The organism is Myxococcus llanfairpwllgwyngyllgogerychwyrndrobwllllantysiliogogogochensis (assembly GCF_006636215.1).
GTDB lineage: Bacteria > Myxococcota > Myxococcia > Myxococcales > Myxococcaceae > Myxococcus > Myxococcus llanfairpwllgwyngyllgogerychwyrndrobwllllantysiliogogogochensis.
Genome location: NZ_VIFM01000084.1, coordinates 1 through 20,303, shown reverse-complemented (window position 1 = coordinate 20,303; position 20,303 = coordinate 1). Strand labels below are relative to the sequence as shown.

Here is a 20,303-nt window from a genome sequence, read left to right as displayed (position 1 = left end):
GGCTGCGTTCCGCTCGTGGGTCGAGGTCCACGAGTCCGGTGCCCGGCGTGAGTCATGGGGGAGGTGCGCCCGGGGGGGTGAATCGTTCCCGCACGTCGGCGGCCGCGGGCCTCTTCCTTCCCTTGCCTCCTCTGCTGCTCACGACGCCATCCCTTCTCGAGGGCAGACGACTCGTGTCGCGGTCCGTTGCCACGTGTACTGGGAATCCAAGAAGGACATAGAATGCCGCGTTCATTTCTCGGCTGGCACAGGACATCCATGCGTCGTTGGAGCCCTTCCCTCCTTCTGCTGGTCCTCGTCGGCGTGGGCGCGGGCCCTGTGTCCGCGCAGGGCGTGGACTCGAATCGGCTCATCCTGTCCAGGGACCGGAACGTGGAGGTGCTGCTCGTCGATGACCAGGCAGGGGGTGGGGCCTCCAGCACGCTGGGGTGGTTCTATTACGACGAGTTGGTGGACCGGGGGTACATCGACATCGGAGACCCGGCCAACCCGAACGACGACGTGCTCCGCGACGTCGAGGGGAATGGCATCCCGGACTTCCACGAGGACTTGTTCAACCTGAACCCGGACCGGGTCTACATCGGAGAGAGCACGCGCTGCATTCCCGAGCGCATCTTCTTCCACCGACGGGAGTCGGGCGAGGTGCTCCGCCTGAGAGAGCCGGAGCTGCTGACGGGCTCCTGCCTCGCTCCTGGCAGCTATGCGGCGGATGCGGGGCCCAAGCGATGGCCGGACGGAGCGCCGGGCTACCCGGTGCGTCCAGGGGGTTCGGTGGTGGGCCAGCGCGTGCTTGATGCGACCGACCTGGTGACCGCGAGCGGAGACTTCCGCCCGGGAGTGGTGCCAGGACTGGTGGATGCCTACTTCAGCGACCGGGGTGTCTTCCCGCACGTCCCCAATCTGCTCGAGCCGGATGATTCGCAGAACGGCCACCTGGGCCTGGGGCACATCATCCTGTTGAGCACGGATGATGATGGTTCGCTGTGCCCGGCCTCGCCCGCGGTGGAGTGCCTGACGCCTCGAGTGGCCTCACCGGGTCCAGGGGAGCCAGCTTCGTTGGGTCCCATCTGGGACCGGTCTGGACTCTTCGACGGGCGGCCCGACTACAAGGCGAGCGCGTTCGACCCCTTCGGCCGGGTCATTCCGGGGCGGGACGTGACGGCGGCCATCACGGAGGATGATCGCCGCGTGCGCCTGGGGACCGTGGACGGCGGGCGGGAGATCGTCTTCTTCCTCGTGACGTACGTGGAGCAGATCTACGGCGGGGCCACGGACACCTGCTTCCTGCCGGGGACGACGCCTGAGGGCCGGCTCCAATGCGAGCTGTGGGGGCATGGCGACATCAACGTCCACTTCTCGAAGACGCTGCTCAACCTGGACCTGCACCAGCAGGAGTCGACCGATGTCCTGGCCTCGATTCCCCCTCGGGAGTGGCTGTCTCCCCTGGCGTACAATCGGCTTGGGACACAGGAGTACGGGAAGTTCCAGATCACCGAGACCATACCCATCGAGGCCTGGAGCGACCAGCAGCGCACGCCCCACGTGCTGATGCTGGCGCCCATGGAAGCGACCGACACGTGGCTGATGGGTTGGGAGTCCATGAACTCCGGTGGAAATCGGATGTTCTACGACGGGGTCTTCCTCGTCCGAGGCGTGGGAATCGAACCCACGGTGACCCGGGTGGAGGGCCAGGGCGGTCCCGTGATCGAGGGAGAGTTGGCCTTCTTCACGGCCACCGTGACCACCGTGGATGGCGTGCCCCTGACGATGGGCAGCGTGAGCTTCTACGTGGATGGCGATCACGTCACGTCCGAGCTGCTCGACGGCGCGGGAACCGCCACGGTCTCTCTCTCCTTCTTCCCGATGGGCGAGCACACGCTCCTCGCCGAGTTCGGGGGGATTGATGGCCTCTACGCCTGGAGCAACTCCGAGGAGCTGCCGGTGTTCGTTGAAGCACCGGATGGCGGGAGCCTGCCGGATGCCGGGGCCCCTGATTCGGGCACCCTCGATGCGGGACCGGACGGCGGGCCTGCTCCAGCAGACGCCGGCGAGGACGACGATGCGGGTACGCCGCCCCCTATGGATGCTGGCGAGGACGACGACGGAGGCACCACGCCGACTCCCGACGCGGGCGATGGCGGCGGAACGACTCCCGAGCCCGACGCTGGCGATGGCGGTGGAACGACTCCTGAGCCCGACGCGGGCGATGGCGGTGGAACGACTCCTGAGCCCGACGCCGGCGATGGCGGTGGAACGACTCCCGAGCCCGACGCGGGCGATGGCGGTGGAACGACTCCCGAGCCCGACGCCGGCGATGGCGGTGGAACGACTCCTGAGCCCGACGCCGGCGATGGCGGTGGAACGACTCCCGAGCCCGACGCCGGCGATGGCGGTGGAACGACTCCCGAGCCTGAGCCCGACGCGGGCGAGGATGGTGGAGTGACCCCGCAGCCAGAACCCGATGCTGGCGAGAATGATGCCGGCACGGACGACGCGGGCAGCACGACGGACCCAGAAGGGCCCAATCCGCTGGGCCCCCGCGACTTGACGGTCACCGGCTGGGGATGTGGTGCCACCGACGCGGGCAGCTCATCCCTCATGATGCTGGCGCTCTGGGTGGGAGTGTCAGTCCTCCGGTCGCGTGGCCGGAGGCTTGACTGAAGTGGCCTGGACTCTCGGGGCCCATCAATCCCTGGCGCCCCGAGAGTCCCTTGCAGCTCAATGACCTGCGTTTGCAATTGAGGTGGGCGCGAACCATGCCAGTACGAATCCGAACAGCTGAAGGCGAACTGTCCTATGTCGGAGTCGAAGAGGTCCGTCAGGCGTTGAAGACGGGGCTGGTGGATGCCTCGGATGAGATATCCCTCTCTGAATCAGAGCCCTGGCGGCCCGTGCGCGAGGTGCTTGGCTCTCCCCAGTGGCGCTGGCGCGACCACTTCCAGTGGTACGGCCTGACGGCGCTGCTCATAGGGATGTTCCTGCTCGGCGCGGGCCTGCTCTGGTACGTCCTCCTCGTGAGCACCAGCCTGCTCTGGTTCAACATGAAGCGCCGGGCACCGCGAAGTGGCAACCGCTGGTGGTGAGTCGCTCCTGGCGGCCTTACGGCGTCTTCCAGTCCCCAAAACACGCCGTGAGTCCGCACTCCGGACACCGGCAGCCGATGTAGACCCAGCGGACATCAGTGGTGTCCGTGTAGAAGGCGGCGCCCAGGGCCATCTCGAAGGCCCCATTCCCACAGGGGCACTCGGCCTGCTCGAGCTTTGCCTCCTCGAGGAACTCCTCGCTGTCCGCGAGGGGGACTTCGTGCTCGCACCTGGCACAGCACTGCACCGCCGCGCCCGCCTCCTCGTCGATCAGGAGGTGGTGCCGCTCGTGACCGCAAGGACAGCGCAGCTCATCGAGGCGCTGGACGGGATAACCGTTCTTCTTGCTGTACCGCTCGAGCTCCGCGCGGATGTCCGCGCGGGAATCGCCGTAGGAGTACCGGCCCTTCTTCTTCAGCGCCACGCGCTCACCCCAACAGCTTGAAGCTCTCGCGAGCAATCACCATCCGCTGCACCTCGCTGGTGCCCTCGTAGATGGTCTGCACGCGGGCGTCGCGGAAGTACCGCTCCACCGGGAACTCGTCGATGTAGCCGTAGCCGCCGTGGAGCTGAACGGCCTTGTCGCAGACGCGGTTGCTCGTCTCGCTGGCGAACAGCTTCGCCATCGACGCCTCGCGAGTGAACGGCTGCTTCTGGTCCTTCATGTACGCCGCGCGCAGCGTCAGCAGCTCCGCCGCGTCGATCTGCGTCTTCATGTCCGCGATCATGAAGCGCGGCCCCTGGAACTCGCCAATCGCCTGACCGAACGCCTTGCGGTCCTTCACGTAGGACACGCTGGCCTCCAGCGCCGCGCGAGCCACGCCGCACGCCTGCGAGGCGATGCCGATACGTCCGCCGTCTAGCGCGACCATCGCCAGCCGGAACCCCTGCCCTTCCGAGCCCAGCAGGTTCTCCGCCGGAATCACGCAGTCCTCGAACGTCAGCGCGACGGTGTTCGAGGAGCGCAGGCCCATCTTGTCCTCGTGACGACCGATGATGAGACCCTGGGTCCCACCCTCAACGATGAAGCACGACAGGCCCTTGTTGCCGGTCGCCGACGTCCGCGCCCACACCACCATGACGCCCGCATGCGCGCCGGAGGTGATCCACTGCTTGCTGCCGTTGATGACCCACGAGTCGCCACGGCGGACAGCGGACGTCAGGAGCGCGCCCGGGTCGGAGCCCGCGTGCGGCTCGGAGAGCGCGAACGAGCCGGCCACGGCCTCACCCGACGTCAGCCGCGTCACGTACTTCTCGCGCTGCGCCTCGGTGCCGAATGCGTTGATCAACTCCGCGCACATGTTCGTCACGGCCATGGCCACGGACGTGGACGCATCCGCCGCGGCCATCTCCATCATCGCCAGCGCGTAGGACACGGCGCCCGCTTCCGAGCCGCCGTACTTCGCGGGGATGTTCACCCCGAGCAGCCCCAGCTCCCCCAGCTCCTTGAAGATCTCGGTGGGAAATCGCTCCTGGCGGTCCAGCTCGCGGGCAAGCGGCGCCACGCGCTCCCGCGCGAACTTGCGGGCCGTCTCGCGAATCAGCGTCTGGGTCTCGGTCAGCTCGAGGTTCACGTCTGTTGTCCTACTCGATGGCCTTGAGGTTGAACGGATACTCGATGGGGTGGTCGGCGCCGTCCGGAGGCTTGGGGAATGTCATGGACGACAGCACGGCCACCACGCAGTCATGAAGGTTCGGGTCCTTCGGCGTGCTGCCCTTGCGGACCTTCGCGCCCTTCACCAGACCATTGGCGTCGATGGTGAAGGACGTGAGCAGCTTGCCCTCCGCCTTCTTGTTCTTCTCCGCCATGTGGTCCTCGTAGCACTCCTGGATCCGCCCCTGGTTGTACGTGACGACCTGGCGGATGGAGTCCGGCGTGAACGGCATGCGGGCCACGTCCGGCGCGTCGCTCTTCGCGGGCGCCGTCGCGGTGGGGGCGGGCTTCCCGCCCTCGGGCTTCTTCGGCGGAACGCTCTCCGCGAACGCGGTGGCCGAGGCCAGAATCAGAACGGGAAGCAGTGCCCTCTTCATGGTGCCTACTCCTTCAGGACGTTGGCGGAGATGACGATGCGCTGAATCTCGCTCGTCCCCTCGTAGATCTCGGTGATGCGCGCGTCGCGCACGTGGCGCTCGGCGTCCATCTCCTTGCTGTAGCCCATGCCGCCGTGCACCTGGAGGGCCTTGTTCGCCACGCGGCTGGCCATCTCGCTGGCGTACAGCTTCGCCATCGCGCTCTCCGCGCTGTGGCGCACGCCCTTGTCCTTGAGCAGCGCCGCGCGCCACACCAGCAGCCGGGCCGCGTCGATCTCCATGGCCATGTCGGCGATCATGAACTGGATGGCCTGGTGCTCGCGGATGGGCTTGCCGAAGGACTTGCGCTCACCCGAGTAGCGCACCGCCTCCTCGTACGCCGCGCGGGCGATGCCCAGCGCCTGCGACGCAATCCCGATGCGGCCACCGTCCAGCGTGGACATGGCGACCTTGAAGCCCTCACCCTCCTTGCCCAGGATGTTCTTGGCCGGCACGCGCATGTCCTCGAAGAACATGGAGCAGGACCAGGCGGCGCTGATGCCCATCTTCTTGTCGGGCTCGGCGCGGGTGAAGCCGGGGGTGTTCGTGGGCACCAGGAAGGCCGTGATGCCCTTGTTGCCCGCCTCCTTGTTCGTCATCGTGAACAGGACGATGGCGTCGGCCTTGGGGCCGTTGGTGATCCAGTTCTTGGAGCCGTTGATGACGAACTCGTCACCCCGGCGCACCGCGACGGTCTGCTGGGCGGCGGCGTCGCTGCCGGCCTCGGGCTCCGTCAGGCCGAAGCAGCCGAGCTTGTCGCCCCGCGCGAACGGCGTAAGGAACTCTTCCTTCTGCGCCTCGGTGCCGAACTTGGACACCGGGTCGCAATAGAGCGAGTTGTTCACGCTCATGATGACGCCGGTGGAGGCACAGCCTCGGCTGATCTCCTCCATGGCGAGCGCGTAACAGACGTTGTCCAGACCGGCGCCGCCGTACTTCTCGGAGACGGCCACGCCGAGCAGCGACAGCTCGGCGAGCTTCTTCACCGCATCCGTGGGCCAGGTGTGGTGTTCATCCCACTTCCGGGCGTTGGGGGTCAGTTCCTTGGCGGCGAACTCGCGGCACATCCGCTGGATCTCGCGCTGGACATCGGTCAGCTCGAAGTTCATGAGGGCTCCATATTACGGGGGGTGCTCCCAGGGAATAGCGAAGACGCTCCGCCAGGCCCCAAGCGAGGGTTGCCGTGCCGATTAGCCGACGACCGCCCTCCGGGCTCCCTGGAATCCAGGGGTGAGCCCAGGAACATGTTCAGTGGCACCGTGACGTCCAGGGAGAGGTCCATCCGCGCCCCCTCCCCCGTCCAGGCCCGGCGAAGCACCACGGACACCGTCCAGGGCTTCGTGTTCGGGCCGCGTTCAATCAAGTCGTAGGTGAGGCCCAGGCCCGCCAGCCCACCCGAGCCATCCTGGCCCCACAGGCCCGCGCCCTCCGCGAGCAAGCCCAGGCGAGCGCTGTCCGGAAACGCATACACCCGTGCCCCCGCGAGCAGCCGGAAGGCCGCCGGCTCCAGGCGCACTTGAGGCTCCACGAAGGGCGACAGGATCAGGGTGGGCCCCGGAATGTCCCACGCTGGGAAGGCCCACGGGTGGATGGGCCAGGACAGCACCCAGTGCTCACGCGAGCCCTGTCCCCACTGGAAGCGGACATCGGGGATGAACGGCTCCAGGAAGCAGCCCGTGTAGATGCACAGCGAGCGCTTCCAGGAGACCAGCGCCGGAGCCCGTCCGGCCTCGTCGTCCTGACCTTCGGGAGCGGATGCCGAGAGGGGCTCGGAGACAGGCTCGGAGCGGGCCGGCGTCGCGGCCAGGAGAATCGTGAGGAGACTCCCGACCGCGAGCGGGTGATTCACTTGCCGGTGAAGACGGCGGGACGCTTCTCGAGGAACGCCTTCATGCCCTCGCGCTGGTCGTCCGAGCCGAACAGCTCCGCGAAGCCCTGACGCTCCAGTGTGTTGGCCTCGCCCAGGTCCTTGTCCGCGCCCTGCTCGATGACGCGCTTGGCCGTGGCGATGGCCAGGGGACCGTTCTTGATCATCTTCGCCGCGATGGAGCGGCAGTGCGCGAGCAGCTCACCGGCCGGCAGGACCTCCAGCACCAGGCCGATCTCCTTCGCCTTCGCCGCGTCGATGCGCGCCCCCGTGAAGACCAGCTCCTTGGCGCGAGCACGGCCCACCGCGCGGGTGAGGCGCTGGGTGCCACCGAAGCCGGGGATGACTCCCAGGCCCACTTCAGGGAGGCCGAGCTGGGCCTTCTCGGAGGCGTAGATGAAGTCACACGCCAGGGCCAGCTCACAGCCACCACCGAGCGCGAAGCCATTCACCGCGGCGATGGTGGGGATGGACAGCGACTCCAGCAGCGCGAAGGCGCGGTGACCCAGGGCGGCGAACTCGCGAGCCTGGGGCTCCTCGAGCGCGGACATCTCCGCGATGTCGGCGCCCGCGACGAAGGCCTTCTCGCCCCCGCCGGTGACGATGAGCACGCGCGTGTCGGCGCCGAGCGACTTCACCGCCGCCTCGAACTCCTGGAGCGTCTTGTTGTTGAGGGCGTTGAGCGCCTTGGGACGGTCGATGGTGAGGGTGGCGACCGCGCCGTCGTGCTCCAGCCGGATGTTCTCGTAGGTCATGTGCGAGGCTCCTGGGGAGGTGGGTGCCTAGTACTTGTAGAAGCCGCGACCGCTCTTCTTGCCGTACCAGCCGGCGTCGACGTACTGGCGCAGCAGCGGGCACGGGCGGTACTTCGAGTCACCCAGGCCCTTGTGCAGCACCTCGGCGATGTAGAGCACGGTGTCCAGACCGATGAAGTCGGCGAGCTGGAGCGGGCCCATGGGCTGGTTGGTGCCCAGCTTCATCGCGGTGTCGATGTCCTCCGCGGAGCCCAGGCCCTCCATCAGCGCGTAGCAGGCCTCGTTCAGCATCGGGATGAGGATGCGGTTGACGATGAAGCCCGGGAAGTCCTTGGAGACGACCGTCGTCTTGCCCATGCGCTCGGAGAGGGCGCGCGTGGTGGCGTAGGTCTCGTCCGACGTGGCGGCGCCACGGATGAGCTCCACCAACTGCATTACCGGCACGGGGTTCATGAAGTGCATGCCGATGACGAACTCGGGGCGCTTCGTGGACGCGGCGATGCGGGTGATGGGGATGGACGAGGTGTTGGTGGCGAGGATGCCGCCCGGCCGGACGACGGCGTCCAGGTCCTGGAAGATGCGGCGCTTGAGGTCCTCGTTCTCCGTCACGGCCTCAATCGCGAAGTCGACGTCCTTCGCCTCGGTGACGTTGGTGAGGGTGGCGAGGTTGGCCTCGGCGGCCTGCTGCTTCGCGGCGTCGAGCTTGCCCTTCTCCACCAGCTTCTTCAGGCCCGCGCGGATGCGGTCAGCGCCCTTGGCGAGACCTTCCTTGGACACGTCCGCCAGCGTGACGCGCAGACCCGCCTGCAATGCCACCTGCGCGATTCCCGCGCCCATCTGCCCGGCGCCGACGACGACGATGTGCTCCGTTGCCATGGTGCTCTCGAACCCCTCGGTCGGAATGTGAATGACGTGGTGCGCCCATAGCCCACGCCCCCAGGGCGGTCAACGAGTCGCGGCTGGCAACTGGAGCCGGCGAACGATGTAGCGCTCCTCCCCCACCGTGAGTGGCTCTTCGACGCGCACCCGCTCCTCGCGGCCCGCGAGCTTCACGAAGAACAACGTCCTGAAGGAGCCCTCGGGCAGGTCCACCTTGAAGCTCAGCTCCGGAGGTGCGCCGGTGTCGCCGAAGAAGCGCTCCTCGCGCTTGAGGACCGAGCCCTCCGGGTCCATCACCTGGAGGTCCAGCGCACGGGCCTGACTCCAGCCGTCGCCATCGGGTTGGATGACCAGCTCCCGCTCGGGGATGCCGGTGATTTGCCAGATGTAGATGCCCAGGCCGAGGAGCAGCAGCAGCGGCAGCCGCTTCGCCAGCGGGGACGAGCGCCAGCCCTTGCGTGCGGGGGGCTGTGGAGCTGATTCAGGGGGAGGCGTGTCCGCCACCACTACTCCTTCTTGGAACGCTTGGAGCCGGGGCGGCGGGCGTTGAGTTCGGAGATGACGACGCGCGCGGTGGGGGCGGCGGTCTTCTCCTTCTTGGGCCGAGGCTCGGTGTTCTCGGGCTCGTCGGCGCCCATCTTCTCGGCCTTGTCGGGCGGGACGAGTCGGACCTGGGCCTTGATCTCCAGCGTCATGCCGGAGACGAGCTTGAGGAACTCGTCGCGGAGCTTCTCGGACTGGAGGAAGCGGCGGAGCTCCTCGGTGATGGCGCCGGTGACCTCGTCCTTGGTCTTCTCCGCCTGGGAGAGGATGAAGCCGAGGGCTTCCTTGGGGAGCTTGAGCTGCCCGGCCAGGTTGCGGATGCCCTCCTCGGTCATGAAGAGGGCGCCCAGGCCGGCGACGGCCATGCGACGGACGAACTCCGGAACGAAGCCTGCGGGACCGGAGCGGCCCTCTCGGCCGGAACGGTCCTCGTCGATCAACGGGTCGTCGGGGTAGTCGTCATTGCCGGCCGGGGGCATGCAGCGTCTCCTTGGTGGATGTCAGCGGGCCTGCACCACCGGCAGCGGCATGCTCTTGGCGCCCTGTGCGGACACTCGACCCGCGATGTTGCGAGCGACCTCCTGGAAGGCCTTCGCCTCCAGGCTGTCCTTGGCGCCGATGACCACCGGTACGCCCGAGTCTCCCGAGACACGCACCTTCAAGTCCAGCGGAACCTCTCCGAGGAACGGAATGCCGAACATCTCCGCGGCCTTCCGGCCCCCGCCGTGGTTGAAGATGGGGGTGACGTGCGAGCAGTTCGGGCAGACGAACTGGGACATGTTCTCCACGATTCCCAGCACGGGGATGTGGACCTTGTCGAACATCTGCTTGGCGCGGACGACATCGGCCAGGGCCACGTCCTGCGGCGTCGTGACGAGCACGGCACCCGCTGCGCGGATGGACTGGGAGAGCGACAGGGCCACGTCACCGGTGCCCGGGGGCAGGTCGAGCACGAGGTAGTCGAGCTCGCCCCAGTTCACGTCACGCACCAGCTGCATGAGGGCGCCGTGGAGCATGGGACCGCGCCAGATGAGGGCCTGGTCGGCCTCCACGAGGAAGCCGATGGACATGACCTTCATGCCGTGGGCGATGAGCGGATCCAGCGACTTGCCGTCGGGGCTGACCGGCTTCTTTTCGCCCAGGCCCGTCATGAGGGGGATGGAGGGGCCGTAGAAGTCGGCGTCGAGCAGGCCGACCTTGGCGCCATGCTGAGCGAGGGCGGCGGCGAGGTTGACGGCGACGGTGCTCTTGCCCACCCCGCCCTTTCCGGCGCCGACGAGGATGATGTTCTTCACCTTGGGGAGCAGGCCGCCGGGGGACGGAGCGCCGCCGCCGGAGGAGCGGACCTGGGCGCCCCACTCGATGTCGAAGGACTTGAGGCCGGGGACGGCCTTGAGCGCGGCCTCGGAGTCGGCCTGGATCTTCCCCTTCATGGGGCAGGCGGGCGTGGTGAGCTCGATCTTGAGTTTGACCGTGTCGCCGCTGACGCGGATGTCCTTCACCATCCCCGCCTTCACCAGATCCACGTGCAACTCGGGATCGATCACCTTGGACATCGCCGCGAGGATGCTGGCCTCGGTAACGCTCATCGGGACACCTGAAACCTTTGGAAAACGGGCGCTTGGGCGCCCCTCAGCGGGCGCGGAACATGCCAGCCCCGGGGGGACTGTCAACGTCGTTTAACGCTGGGTGGACGCGGACGCACCCTGGCGACGGCCTGGAGGGCTGGAGGGTGTTGGCGGGCTGAAGGTGTCCATCAGGGACACTGCGTGTCGGGGTCAGCGGGCCTATTCGAGGGCGGAGAGCCGGTATTCGCCGTCCTCGAGGACCAGGAGGACGGCCCGCTCGTCGCCAATGGGGAAGACGGCCTCACCGGCGCCGACTCGGACGTGCGTATTGAGAGCGAGCCGGGCGCGGCGCAGGCGCTCCTTGGCGAGGGGGTCGCGATCAAAATCCTCGCGGAGTCGCTCGGGGGTGTAGCGGGCACGCAGGGGCGCGGCGAGCAGGCTCCAGGCCGTCTTCCAGTCCTTGGCGTCGGAGGCGTCCAGGAAGCGGCGGAGGGCGGCACGGGGGACATCGGCGGGACGGGCTTCGACGATGCGCCAGTCCTCGCCGGTACGAGCGAGGGTGAGGGAGGGGGCGCGGGCTTCTAGGACGGCGGCGCCGGCACGGACGGCGGCGGCTCGTTCACGGCGGGTGGTCTCGTCGGAGTAGCGCTCCAGGAAGGCGACCTGCCCTTCCGGTCCATCAGTGGTGAGGGCGTAGGCGTCCTGGAGGCGGCCTTCGTCCAGGGCGCGGGCGTAGGACTCCGCGACAGAGACGGGCTCACGCGACGTGGTGGCACAGGCCGTGGCCAGGAGGAGACTACCGATGAGGACGGTCCGCTTCATGGGGCGCGGAAGGTACCAGCATCATGAGGGGTATGGGGGCAGGAATGCCTCGTCTACGGAGTCAACTGCCGAAAGCAGAGCGCCCGTCCTTTGAGAACAACCCTGTTGCTACTTTCACCGGCACGCACAGTTTCAGCGTCGATCCGGGCAAGTGGTCATGATGACTCCAGGATCTGTATTGGCGCAACGAGGTCGGCCTCCGCCTTAAGAAAACCATCGTCTATGGCACTGGAACGAGCGACAAACTCACGAAACTCCATCGCACTACGCAACGTCACCACGCAGGAAGGCGGCGCACGGAGTTTGTCAATAAAAGGCGACGGGCTCGGACAGCACAGTACGACCAACTCACGAGCTCGGGTCATCGCCGTGTAGGCTGCGGAGGCATCACGCCACCACTCCTCGCGGGGGGTCGAAGGCTCCGGCAACGCGCTAAAATTGACAACCATCACCACATCAAATTCACAACCCGCAAGTTCTTCAATCGTCCCGATGACGGCTGCGCCTGGGGTTCGCGTCTGCTGACGAACCGTCGCCCGCCGGGGCACCCGCCCAGCTCCTCGCGCAATACGTACACACAAGTCGATATCCGCTGTCCATTTGCGCGTCGAAACGAGTCCTACCGTTCGGTCTCGCCCAACGGCAGCCAACACTTCGATTGCTGCCCTCTCTTGGTCTTGTACATCAAGGATGAGGGGCGCCACCCCGTCGCGGCATGCTCCGAACCCGATCTGATTTATCCCAAGAATCTCCTCATCAGTCTCTCTTCCAAAAGCACCGACAATGCGCGCTCCCGCCTCCGCCACCTGTTGCGTGATTCGGTACTGTTGCCTAAGCGTTGACGCCCTACCACGAAAATCCAAACCACGCTTCGCGTTTGGCCAGCGAACTTCCGCACTAACAAAGCGCCGGACCCGATCGCGCTGGTCCATGTCGCCTGCCACGTAGAGCGGATTTCCCCCCACAAACGACGCCATCAACAAGAGGATTTCCCATTCGCAATTGCTCAACTTCTGCGCCTCATCCACAAGAACATGCTCTACAGCAAAACACTTCTTAAATCGCTGCACAGCAGACGGACCACCACGACAGGCGTCCACAATCCATCCCAACGCCAAGTCCAGGTCCGCCTGCCCCCTCTCGTTGAGCCACCCATGCCAAGCAAGCAACACCTTCATTACAGAGTGCCGATACTTGATTTCGAGCTTAATTTCTCGACCACTGCGGGACATCCACACCTTCTCAGCCTGCTGAGTTCCCTTTGCCTTTGACACAGACAACTGCGTTCGCGTGTACAACTGATACTCGCTCGGCGACAAACCCGAGCAAATCCAGGAGATTTCGTCGCGCAGGTAACTCAGCGGCCGCCAATGTTCAAGCCAGAGGCGCCATCGGCTATCCACATAGTGCGCAACACCGGAACTCCGTCGCGCCTCCAGCTTCGAAGAAAGATATTTCAAGAGAGCTTGGACATCAACATCCCTCAATACGTGTCGCGAATCTCCGTCTGCACCATGAATAAACTCAAGCCAACAAGACAGCGTCTTTTCAGCATCAAGAACGTCGATCATTTCCGAGGCGGATTCAAACCACTCATGCGCCACGTCGCGCATTGATCGAACACGAAGACGTTCATCTGCACGAGTGCCCTCAGAGCGAGCCCTGCAGGCCTCACTAAGTTCTCCCGCAAGGGCGTCGGTAGGCGCGATCAAGAGCACTCTTGAATCTGGCGACTGCGCCAGCAGGCGAATGGCTCGGTGTACGAGGACAACGCTCTTACCCGTTCCAGCCGCAGCGCTGACTCGATGCAGTGCTGTATGGTCCCGAGCAACCGCAACTTCCTGCTCTGCCCCTAGTTGGAGGCGACCGACCTGGGCCAGCAGTGGTCGAAAGTCCACCAAGGCCCGAAGCCGTCGCTTCTCGAACTCAGCCCAAAGCGTCCCTAAAGACTCCAGTCGTACCTGCACATCGTTGCATCGATCCAGTTCAGAAAGCGCCCAAGCGCGAGTGGCCGCGAGTTCCTGAGAAAGAGGCGCTCGCTCAGTTCCGCGTATCCGCTCCTGCAAAGATGCACACAGACACAATGCCTCGGCAGCCAGTGTTCGTATGATCGACACTGTTCCAGGTCGCAACTCTCCGGTCACCTGGCATTCAAGACACAGCCGCGATAGCCTGTGCTCAATAGTGATCGCATCCGTAGCCGAGTCGAGTGGCGCACGAAGCATATCAACAACCTGATTAAGTAGCGTGATGCCTTTCGTTCGCTGGTTCCTTTCCGTCACGGCCTGCTGTTCGAACGCCGCTCTGCGAACGGCGGCGAGTTCGAACAGCAACTCCTCAGTCGCCTGTGGCTTGCAACGAACGGAGGTCAGCGACGGGGCTTTGAACTCATGTTCGGAATCGGCCAATCTATCAAGCATATCCTCTTGCAAACTCGCAGCACCCACGCGCCCCCCCATGCGAAAGTTAAACTGAACGTCCAGATGCTCAGCCCTCCGTGCGGACAGCACTTGGCAGGCATCTGTGACGAACGCGACCCCAAGCGTAGTCGGCCTTACGTTGGCAACGAAAGGCCTTCGTCCGCAGTGGCTGGGTGGGTAGGCAGGCACACCTCGCAAAGCGGTAAGTTGGGACCCTGAGTAACCGGCGGTCCTGCTTTCTACCTGCCACAGAAAGCGCGGAGTGGCACTTCACACCCTCCGGCGAGGATCTAAATCGGGCAAAACCCGCTCCTTGGGACCCACCGCCAGATCAAATTCGTTCGCCGATCCCACCCTTTCGCAATCAATCGTCAAAACTGACTCCACTGGGCCGCCCAATCCAGTCCCCTAACACCCATGGCCGGATGTTCAGATGTCCAAATCAGAGCCCGATTGATATGGAGCGCATTTGGACAAATGCTCTGTGGGGGGACACGTGCAGATTCTAGAAAAAGACGTCCATCGTGGTGGCTTTGGTAGAATCGACAAGGTGATGCGATCTGATGGCTCCGTCGCGGCCATGAAGACTTTCGATCCCACACCAGGAAGATTTCCTGCAGCAGAAATTGAAAAGTTAAGGAAACGATTCTGCCGCGAGGTTCGCATTCAGCGAAGCCTCGACTCTGAGGTATTCCTGCCCGTATACGAGCACGATCTAAATGGCGATCATCCATGGTTCGTGATGCCATGGGCCGACAAGAACTATCTCGACCAAATCCGCGAAGACAAGAAGAGCGGAAAGATTAGCAGCACTGCACTGGCGGATATTCTCAATGGCCTGGATGCTCTCCATTTGCTCGGATATGTCCATCGCGACCTAAAACCCCAGAATGTTCTCTTCCACGAAGGGCACTGGAAGCTTAGCGATTTTGGGTTGACGCTCCCCCCAGAAGGCAGCACAACAAAGCTAACATCGGTTGATTCCGCCTGGGGAACACAAGAATACGCGGCGCCCGAACAACGCAAGAACTTCGGCACGGTGACCGCCGCCGCAGACATATATGCCTTTGGCTGTCTTCTGCACGACATAGCTGGCAAGCCTGGAAGACTGCCATTTCAGAGGCAGACTTGCCCCGGACCACTGGCTCCCGTCATCGAAAAATGCACTGAGACCTCCCCAGGCAAGCGATTCAAAAGCATTGCTGGATTGCGCTCCGTTCTGTTGGGAATCCTTGCTCAGCCACTCAACCTTCAACCCTCGCTTGAGATGGAGGGATGGACCAAGGAACTCGCAGGAGCTGCCGACTGGGACGTACAAAAACTTGAAGAATTCGCTCGATTCGTAGGCGACCAAGGTGAGAGCACTGATGGGCGCGTAATAACCATGTGGCCTATATTCCACTCCTTCAATGAGGACCTCTGTAAAGCCTTCTGCCTTCTAGACTATGACCTGTGGCTCTCAGTGGGAATTGTCTATTGCGACTGGGTTGGCCGCGGCGGATTTGATTTCGCATACTGCGATGTTCTAGCAGTGCGAATGGAGGCGATCTTCGACGGCGCCCGGACTATCGATTTAAAGGCCGCTGCGCTGATTGCTTTGGCACGCATGGCTTCGGGACATAATCGTTGGTTCGCCATGCGGCGCTTGATGGGGCTTTGTGGGCCACTTCTCGACGACCAAGTTGCGGCTCGCGTCGCAATAGAGATTCAGGCAGAGGAGATTGAGGTTGACTTCAGGAGGTGTGCAAACGTCATCAGCAAAAGCGTTCAGGATTTCCATCCACGAATCGCCGACATCCTAATTGAGAAGGTTATCGAAGTAGGCGCCAAGTCATCGGCTATTTGAGTTGGACGCGCACTCCGCTCTGCCGCTTTGTAAATGCTCAACGGGGCGCTGGCTCCGCGCCCCGCCGTTCTATCGAACCGTCAGCCGGACGGATTCCCACGAGCCTCACGCACCAACTCGCGTAGCCACGCGCCCCACCGCGTCTCATCCGCCAGCGACGCCAATGTCTCCCGCTCCTGCCCGGCCAGGCTCCACGACACGGAGCACAGCGAGTAAGTCTGAGGCTGCGCGGCACCCATCAACAACCGCAGCACCGACATCCGTCGCTCCGCAGCCCCATACGTCTTCAGCTCGAAGTCTCCAGGCGCGACTTTCGCCAATGACAGCGCGTACCGGCACGCCTCCTCGAACCCACCAATCTTGTCCACCAGGCCCGCGTCCTTCGCGCGCAGCCCCGAGTACACCCGGCCCTCCGCCAGAGCGTGGATCTCTTCCTTCGTCCGCCCCCGCGCCTTCGCCACGTGCCCCAGGAAGGACTGGTACATCTCCTCGATGTCCGCCTCCAGCGCCGCCCGCTCCCCGTCCGTGAAACCCCGGGAGAACGACAACAACCCCGCGTTCGCTCCCCGCGTGATCAACGTCTTGTGGATGCCCAGCAGGTTCATCAGCCCGGACGTGTCGAACTTGCCCGCGAACACACCGATGGACCCCACCACCGCATGCGGGGCACTCCACAGCTCCTTCGCCCCCAGCGCAACCATGTACCCCGCACTGGCGCACACCCGGTCCATGTATGCGATCACCGGCTTCTTGCGCGCCACCCGCTGGACCGCCTCCAGAATCTGCTCGGAAGCAATCGCCGCCCCACCCGGGCTGTTCACATACAGCAGCACCGCCTTCGACCGCTTGTCCCGCCCCGCCGCCCTCAACGCCTTCACCACCGCGTCCGTCGACGCCAGACGCCCGCCCGCATTCCCCTTCCCCGGCACAATAATCCCCGACACCGGCACCAACGCGAGCCGAGGCTTCCGCTTCATCCGCCGCCACTTCACCGGAGGGAATGGCACCGTCTCCAGATACGTGTCCAGCGCCTCCAGCTCCGTGTCCTCCACGTCCTCCGGCGCCTTCCCCTCCTCCACCTTCACCAACCCCAGGTGCAGCGGCAGATCCGCCTCGTCCACCAGCGCGTCCACCAGCCCCATCGCCTTCGCCCTCGGCCCGCTGTACGGGCCCTGGTCGATCAGCGCCTTCACCTCGTCGGGCGTCTTGCGCCGCGCCACTGACACCGCGTCGACCAGCGTCGCGTAGCGCTCGTCCAGGAACGACTCCACCGTGCGCCGCTGGATGTCCGACACCGCCGGATGCGTGAACAACTCCGGCGCCGTCTTGTAGTCACCCCGCCGGATGAACTGCGGCCGGATGCCAATCCGGGACAGCCCCTCGCCCAACGCCGTGGACTCCGCCGAGTACCCCACCAGCTCCAGCCGCCCCATCGGGGCCAGGAGCACCTCGTCCGCCGCGCACAGCACCGGGTACGTGTCCGTGTCCACCATCACCGCCCAGGACACCACCCGCTTGCCCGCCGCCCGGAACTCCGCCAGCAACGCCACCACCGCGTCGCGCTTCGCCCCCGGCAACCCCAGCTCCTCCACCTCCAGCAGAATCCCCTTCACCTTGGGGTCCTTCGCCAACAGCCTCAGGGATTCGCCAAAGCGCTCCAATGAGGTGACGTCCGCGGGCTCCGGACGCGAGCCTCCCCCCAGCGAGAATCGGGGCTTGCGCTGCTCGCGGTAGGGCGGATCCCCCGCCAACCGGAAGCGCACATAGGCCGGCCGGTGGCTGGCGGCGAACAGGCGGAAGGGCGCACCCAACAGGGTCCGCAGGAGCAGCAACAGGTTGGCGAGGGCGATGAAGGGCAGGCGCAGCATGGCGTCCGGAGGTGATGTGGGCACCCTGGCGCGTACTGGACAACGCTCTCCCGGTGCAAGCCCTGTTCAGCACTCCCGTTGGGTCGTGATAGCCTCCCCCCTCATGCGAAATCCCTCCCTTGCCCGACTCCTCCTGGTCCTCGCGCTCGCGACGGGCGGAGCGGCACTGGCTCAGCCGCGCAAACCGGTCCAGGACTTCAACGCCCCCCGTGAGCTCACCGCCGAGGAGCGCGAGGCCGCCAAGCAGCGCGCCATGGGCAACAACCTCAACTCCTACGGCAAGGATATCCAGGTGAAGACGCAGCCCTTCCCCTGGAAGGCCGTGGGCCTCGCCGGCCTCGTGTTCCTCGTCGCCATCCCCTTCGGCTTCCGCGCCTTCCGGAACACGACGAAGGAGATGGATGACGTGAACACCTTCGGCAACAACTCCAACCGCGGCGACGACGAGGCGGCCTGAGCCACCCCACCCCGGCCCTCAAGCCGGGGCCACCTCCACCGCGCCGCCCGCCTCCACCCGGACCTTGACCGGAAGGAAGCGCTCGACGACGCGGGCATGGGTGGTGAGGTGGTCCGTCACCCGAGCCGCGGTGAAGCGCGTGGTGCCCGGCGTCACCGGCCCCAGGCGCCCCGCGGCCAGCAGCGCCGCTGGCAGGAGAATCTGATCCGCCAGCGACTCGTCCAGCGCGCCCCCTGTCTCCATGAAGCGCGCCAGCGCCTCGCCGGCCTCCCGCCCCACGTCCTCGGCCGGACGCCCCTTCTCCCCCAGCGCGGTGAAGCCGGCGATGGTGTGCTCGAACTGCGCCAGCACGAACGTCACCGTGCCCAGCGAACGGCTCACCGGCAGCGGGCGATTCTCCGCCTCGGCCAGGATGCCCTTCTCCCGCAGCACCGCCACGGCGGCGCGCGACTGCCGCTCGGCGATGGCGAACGGCAGGCCTCCCACGAATGACGAGACGTGCACCTCGCGCAGCATCCCCCGCGCGGGCAGCTCCACCAGCCGGGGTGGCTCCTGTGGCGGAAAGACGTGGGCGACCATCTCCCCCGCGCCTTCTGGATAGAACCCCGCCTGCGTCATCGTGAGGTGCACGGGGAGCCCATACGCGTGGGCCACCGGCTGCCACACCGTCGCGACATAGTGGAAGCTCGGGCTGTGCGGCAGATGCGTCCCGCCCCGCAACGTGAGCTTTCCGCCCCCGGCCAGGGCCAGGGGATAGACGAGGCACTGGAAGATGAGCGGCGTGCTGCCCGCCGTGCCGACCTCCAGCAGATAGTCCCCCGCGCGCACGGTGCCGGGCGTGAAGGACAGCTCGGAGGCGCCCACCGTGGCGCCCTCGCTGGTGCCACCCAGTGCCTCGGCGCCGCGCACGCAGGCCAGGTGCTGGGGACGCAACCCCGGAGGCTCCCGCCGCGAACGCAGGTGGGTGATGTGAAACGGCCGTCCGGTGATGAGTGACAGCGACAACGCCGAGCGGAGGATCTGCCCTCCCCCCTCGCCCTCACTCCCGTCGAGCCGCACCGGCCCACTCCCGGGCCCCTCGGTGCCAGTCATGACCCTCCCATCCCTCCGTGCGGGCGGAAACGTAACAGGAACGGGACGGATATCCCGCCCCGTCACGCTCCCTTCGAGCGCGAGCGGACGGTGCCAAACAGATGCACCGCCACGCCCTCGCGGACCTCAGTTGCCCTGTGCGTCCAGCGCCGGCAGCACGCCCACCTTGACGGAGCTGGGGTGCACCGCGGAGTGGTACACGCGATGGAAGGCGCGCGTGAAGTCCGCCTCCTTCGCCTCGAAGATGTTGGGCACGTACGTCTGCGGGTTGCGGTCGATGAACGGGAACCAGCTCGACTGGACCTGGATCATCACCCGGTGCCCCTTCTGGAACGTGTGGAAGACGTCGTTGATGGTGAAGCGCACCTTCGACACCTCACCGGGCTTGAAGGCCTTGGGCTCGCTGTAGCTGTCGCGGAAGCGGCCGCGGAACGGCTCGCCGCGCACCAGCGTCTGCTGGCCACCCCGGTTCTTCTCGCCCTTCTCCGCGTCGCTCCGACTCCAGCCGCGCGGCTTGCCGGGATTCACATCCACCAGCTTCACCACCCAGTCCGCGTCCGAACCCGTCGTGGAAACCCACAGGTCCGCCTCCAGCGGGCCCGCCAGCGTGAGGTCCTGCTCCAACGGCTCGGTCTCGAACACCAGCACGTCCGGCCGGCTCGCGACGAAGCGCTGGTCCTCCGCCATGTAGTTCTTGCTCCAGCGCGTCGTGATCTCCTGCGTGTACGGCACCGGCTTGGCCGGGTCGCTGATGTACTCCGCGAACGACTCCGTCGTCCCCGTGGGCGCCTTCATGGACAGCCCGCCCTTGGGCTGGAAGAACAGCCGCGTCTCACGCAACCCCTTCGGCGGCCAGCTCTCCAACTGGCGCCAGCGGTTGGCGCCCGTCTCGAACACCAGCGCCTCCGGCACCGCCGCCTTCTCGCCGCCCTTGAGGTGCTGCTTGAAGAAGGCCAGGCCCAGCTCCTGGTACGCGTCCGACGTGCGGAAGCCGAACTCGGCGTCACCCAGGCTGGAGCCCTCGGTGCCCACC

The 20,303-nt window shown here is 65.7% G+C and carries 19 protein-coding genes; 4 read left to right on the top strand and 15 right to left on the bottom strand.

Features of this window, described 5'->3' with window-relative positions; translation table 11 throughout:
* The first annotated feature begins 258 nt into the window (after window positions 1-258).
* Window positions 259-2,661, top strand: coding sequence for an Ig-like domain repeat protein (locus FJV41_RS21470; protein WP_181790818.1), 2,403 nt, complete (start codon window positions 259-261; stop codon window positions 2,659-2,661).
* Window positions 2,662-2,756: 95 nt separating this feature from the next.
* Complete coding sequence (locus tag FJV41_RS21465) at window positions 2,757-3,083, top strand: hypothetical protein (protein ID WP_141644391.1); 327 nt, start codon at window positions 2,757-2,759, stop codon at window positions 3,081-3,083.
* Between the two features lie 16 nt (window positions 3,084-3,099).
* On the opposite strand, the gene FJV41_RS21460 is transcribed toward FJV41_RS21465, so the two are convergent.
* The 12 genes from FJV41_RS21460 to FJV41_RS21405 form a co-directional block, all read right to left on the bottom strand.
* A complete protein-coding gene (locus FJV41_RS21460) occupies window positions 3,100-3,507 on the bottom strand; it encodes a hypothetical protein (protein WP_141644390.1) in 408 nt (135 codons plus the stop codon).
* A 4-nt stretch (window positions 3,508-3,511) separates the two neighbouring features.
* Window positions 3,512-4,657, bottom strand: coding sequence for an acyl-CoA dehydrogenase family protein (locus FJV41_RS21455; protein ID WP_141644389.1), 1,146 nt, complete (start codon window positions 4,655-4,657; stop codon window positions 3,512-3,514).
* A 10-nt stretch (window positions 4,658-4,667) separates the two neighbouring features.
* On the bottom strand, window positions 4,668-5,114 hold the full coding sequence (locus tag FJV41_RS21450; RefSeq protein WP_141644388.1) for an AgmX/PglI C-terminal domain-containing protein: 447 nt from the start codon (window positions 5,112-5,114) through the stop codon (window positions 4,668-4,670).
* A 5-nt stretch (window positions 5,115-5,119) separates the two neighbouring features.
* Complete coding sequence (locus tag FJV41_RS21445) at window positions 5,120-6,262, bottom strand: acyl-CoA dehydrogenase (protein ID WP_141644387.1); 1,143 nt, start codon at window positions 6,260-6,262, stop codon at window positions 5,120-5,122.
* The gene (locus tag FJV41_RS21440; protein ID WP_246137326.1) at window positions 6,259-7,002 is read right to left on the bottom strand and encodes a hypothetical protein; all 744 of its coding nucleotides are present in this window, start codon (window positions 7,000-7,002) and stop codon (window positions 6,259-6,261) included. Before FJV41_RS21440 ends, FJV41_RS21445 begins: the two co-directional genes overlap by 4 nt.
* On the bottom strand, window positions 6,999-7,775 hold the full coding sequence (locus FJV41_RS21435; RefSeq protein ID WP_141644386.1) for an enoyl-CoA hydratase/isomerase family protein: 777 nt from the start codon (window positions 7,773-7,775) through the stop codon (window positions 6,999-7,001). The genes FJV41_RS21440 and FJV41_RS21435 overlap by 4 nt, the downstream gene beginning before the upstream one ends.
* A 27-nt stretch (window positions 7,776-7,802) precedes the next feature.
* Window positions 7,803-8,651 carry a 3-hydroxyacyl-CoA dehydrogenase family protein gene (locus FJV41_RS21430; RefSeq protein ID WP_046713803.1) on the bottom strand — a complete coding sequence of 283 codons (849 nt, stop codon included), beginning with the start codon at window positions 8,649-8,651 and terminating at the stop codon, window positions 7,803-7,805.
* Window positions 8,652-8,720: 69 nt separating this feature from the next.
* Window positions 8,721-9,158 carry a hypothetical protein gene (locus FJV41_RS21425; protein ID WP_141644385.1) on the bottom strand — a complete coding sequence of 146 codons (438 nt, stop codon included), beginning with the start codon at window positions 9,156-9,158 and terminating at the stop codon, window positions 8,721-8,723.
* 2 nt (window positions 9,159-9,160) lie between these two features.
* Window positions 9,161-9,676: a hypothetical protein gene (locus tag FJV41_RS21420; RefSeq protein WP_141644384.1), complete on the bottom strand. Its 516-nt coding sequence runs from the start codon at window positions 9,674-9,676 to the stop codon at window positions 9,161-9,163.
* 21 nt (window positions 9,677-9,697) lie between these two features.
* Window positions 9,698-10,786 (bottom strand): Mrp/NBP35 family ATP-binding protein, encoded by a 1,089-nt coding sequence (locus tag FJV41_RS21415; protein WP_141644383.1) that lies wholly within the window; start codon window positions 10,784-10,786, stop codon window positions 9,698-9,700.
* Window positions 10,787-10,984: 198 nt separating this feature from the next.
* A complete protein-coding gene (locus FJV41_RS21410) occupies window positions 10,985-11,587 on the bottom strand; it encodes a hypothetical protein (RefSeq protein WP_141644382.1) in 603 nt (200 codons plus the stop codon).
* A 155-nt stretch (window positions 11,588-11,742) separates the two neighbouring features.
* Window positions 11,743-13,995 (bottom strand): UvrD-helicase domain-containing protein, encoded by a 2,253-nt coding sequence (locus FJV41_RS21405; protein WP_181790816.1) that lies wholly within the window; start codon window positions 13,993-13,995, stop codon window positions 11,743-11,745.
* A gap of 508 nt (window positions 13,996-14,503) precedes the next feature.
* Here FJV41_RS21405 and FJV41_RS21400 point away from each other — a divergent pair.
* Window positions 14,504-15,853, top strand: coding sequence for a serine/threonine-protein kinase (locus FJV41_RS21400; RefSeq protein ID WP_141644380.1), 1,350 nt, complete (start codon window positions 14,504-14,506; stop codon window positions 15,851-15,853).
* Between the two features lie 80 nt (window positions 15,854-15,933).
* Here FJV41_RS21400 and sppA read toward each other — a convergent pair whose 3' ends face one another.
* Window positions 15,934-17,721, bottom strand: a complete 1,788-nt coding sequence (gene sppA, locus FJV41_RS21395) for a signal peptide peptidase SppA (RefSeq protein WP_141644379.1) — start codon at window positions 17,719-17,721, stop codon at window positions 15,934-15,936.
* A gap of 103 nt (window positions 17,722-17,824) precedes the next feature.
* Between sppA and FJV41_RS21390 the strand changes: the two genes are divergently transcribed.
* Window positions 17,825-18,178, top strand: a complete 354-nt coding sequence (locus FJV41_RS21390; RefSeq protein ID WP_141644378.1) for a hypothetical protein — start codon at window positions 17,825-17,827, stop codon at window positions 18,176-18,178.
* Between the two features lie 18 nt (window positions 18,179-18,196).
* On the opposite strand, the gene rtcA is transcribed toward FJV41_RS21390, so the two are convergent.
* Both rtcA and FJV41_RS21380 read right to left on the bottom strand, forming a co-directional pair.
* On the bottom strand, window positions 18,197-19,270 hold the full coding sequence (gene rtcA / locus FJV41_RS21385) for an RNA 3'-terminal phosphate cyclase (RefSeq protein ID WP_141644377.1): 1,074 nt from the start codon (window positions 19,268-19,270) through the stop codon (window positions 18,197-18,199).
* A gap of 126 nt (window positions 19,271-19,396) precedes the next feature.
* On the bottom strand, window positions 19,397-20,303 hold a 907-nt coding region (locus FJV41_RS21380), incomplete at its 5' end, for a CocE/NonD family hydrolase (RefSeq protein ID WP_141644376.1).

Coding starts and splice junctions, on each gene's coding strand:
- FJV41_RS21470 (WP_181790818.1), top strand. CDS start 259: ATGCGTCGTTGGAGCCCTTCCCTCCTTCTGCTGGTCCTCGTCGGCGTG.
- rtcA (WP_141644377.1), bottom strand. CDS start 19,270: ATGACTGGCACCGAGGGGCCCGGGAGTGGGCCGGTGCGGCTCGACGGG.
- FJV41_RS21445 (WP_141644387.1), bottom strand. CDS start 6,262: ATGAACTTCGAGCTGACCGATGTCCAGCGCGAGATCCAGCGGATGTGC.
- FJV41_RS21430 (WP_046713803.1), bottom strand. CDS start 8,651: ATGGCAACGGAGCACATCGTCGTCGTCGGCGCCGGGCAGATGGGCGCG.
- FJV41_RS21420 (WP_141644384.1), bottom strand. CDS start 9,676: ATGCCCCCGGCCGGCAATGACGACTACCCCGACGACCCGTTGATCGAC.
- FJV41_RS21390 (WP_141644378.1), top strand. CDS start 17,825: ATGCGAAATCCCTCCCTTGCCCGACTCCTCCTGGTCCTCGCGCTCGCG.
- FJV41_RS21410 (WP_141644382.1), bottom strand. CDS start 11,587: ATGAAGCGGACCGTCCTCATCGGTAGTCTCCTCCTGGCCACGGCCTGT.
- sppA (WP_141644379.1), bottom strand. CDS start 17,721: ATGCTGCGCCTGCCCTTCATCGCCCTCGCCAACCTGTTGCTGCTCCTG.
- FJV41_RS21415 (WP_141644383.1), bottom strand. CDS start 10,786: ATGAGCGTTACCGAGGCCAGCATCCTCGCGGCGATGTCCAAGGTGATC.
- FJV41_RS21435 (WP_141644386.1), bottom strand. CDS start 7,775: ATGACCTACGAGAACATCCGGCTGGAGCACGACGGCGCGGTCGCCACC.
- FJV41_RS21465 (WP_141644391.1), top strand. CDS start 2,757: ATGCCAGTACGAATCCGAACAGCTGAAGGCGAACTGTCCTATGTCGGA.
- FJV41_RS21450 (WP_141644388.1), bottom strand. CDS start 5,114: ATGAAGAGGGCACTGCTTCCCGTTCTGATTCTGGCCTCGGCCACCGCG.